The organism is Paraburkholderia sp. 22099, from assembly GCF_052045835.1.
GTDB classification, from domain to species: Bacteria; Pseudomonadota; Gammaproteobacteria; order Burkholderiales; family Burkholderiaceae; genus Paraburkholderia; species Paraburkholderia terricola.
The window spans coordinates 1-1181 of record NZ_JBQEPU010000083.1 but is presented as its reverse complement, the minus strand read 5'-3'; the positions used below and the strand labels follow the sequence as shown (position 1 = coordinate 1181).

General features: G+C 58.8%; 3 protein-coding genes. All 3 read left to right on the top strand.

The genetic code is table 11. The features are described 5' to 3' along the window. Positions 1 to 508 (top strand): IS66-like element accessory protein TnpA (gene tnpA / locus ACTJLC_RS31735; protein WP_440846418.1); only part of this gene is annotated, 508 nt, incomplete at its 5' end. Then, a complete protein-coding gene (tnpB, locus tag ACTJLC_RS31730) occupies positions 489 to 839 on the top strand; it encodes an IS66 family insertion sequence element accessory protein TnpB (RefSeq protein WP_011695106.1) in 351 nt (116 codons plus the stop codon). The genes tnpA and tnpB, both read left to right, overlap by 20 nt. Before the next feature lie 33 nt (positions 840 to 872). Beyond that, positions 873 to 1181 (top strand): transposase domain-containing protein (locus ACTJLC_RS31725; RefSeq protein WP_440846415.1); only part of this gene is annotated, 309 nt, incomplete at its 3' end.

Below are 1181 nucleotides of genomic sequence, written 5' to 3'. Positions count from 1 at the left end.
ATGTCCACTGATTTTCAGTGGACACCTTATGACAGAACAACACTCAGAAACGTCGGGCCTGAAGGTCGTCAGCGTTGGCATAGACGGTAAGCGTCGATTCGATCGGCATACCAAACGCCGACTCGTCGAGGCTTGCCTGGAGCCGGGAGCATCAGTCGCAGGACTCGCACTGCAGCACGGCGTTAATGCGAATCTCCTGCGCAAATGGATCAAGCTGCATCAGCAACGGCTCTCTGAGGATTCGACGCAGTCGTCGACCGCAGAGTCGGCATTCGTGCCGGTCGTTATGGTTAGCAGTGAACAGGCGCTCGTCGAGCACAATTCCGTCAGGTCTTCATCGTTGGCCGCGACCGCTAGTTCGCCAGCAAATGCAGCGGCCGCGTCGACGCTGACGGCGCAGATGCCCAACGGCATCACGCTTAAGCTCGAATGCGGCAAGAACGACGCAGCGCTTCTATCAGTGATGATCGAAACACTGGGACGGTGTGATGTTCCGGCTAAGCGATGAGCTGAAGGTCTATGTGCACCGGGACGCCGTTGACTTCCGTAAGAGCATCAACGGTCTTGCAGCCATAGTCGAGCAGTCGATGAAGCTCGATCCATTCGAGCAGGCCGTGTACGTATTCAGCAATCAGCGCCGCGATCGCATCAAGATGCTGCTGTGGGACCGTAACGGCTTCTGGCTGTTGATGAAGCGGCTCGAGCAGGATCGTTTCGTTTGGCCGCGTAAGGAAGCGGTGCTCAAGCTCAGAACCGAGCAACTGCATTGGCTGCTCGACGGCATCGATATTGAAGCGATGCGGGCGCACCCGACACGCTATTATCAGCGCGTGACGTGAAACGCGAGCCAGCATCGCTGGTCTAATCCGGCGATGCTGCCATCATCCTCATCTCCCACCGACGAACTGCAGGCGCTGCGCGCAGAACTCGCTGCCATGAAGAGCGAGTTGCGTGTGGTGACGGTCGAACGCGACTTGCTGCGCGAGAAGCTCAAGGCCTTTCAGCGGCAGTTGTTTGCCGCCAAGAGCGAAGTGCGCGGCGCCGAGCAACGCGACCTCTTCCTGAACGAAGCAGAGGCGGGCGCAACGGGATCTGAACCGGCGCAAGAGGCGCAAACGGAACAGAGCATCGAGGTTGGCGCACACGAGCGCAAGAAGCGTGGACGCAAACCGCTAGATCCG

What these genes read in the sequence shown, in the direction of transcription:
- tnpB (WP_011695106.1), top strand. Translation starts at nt 489, where the DNA reads ATGTTCCGGCTAAGCGATGAGCTGAAGGTCTATGTGCACCGGGACGCC.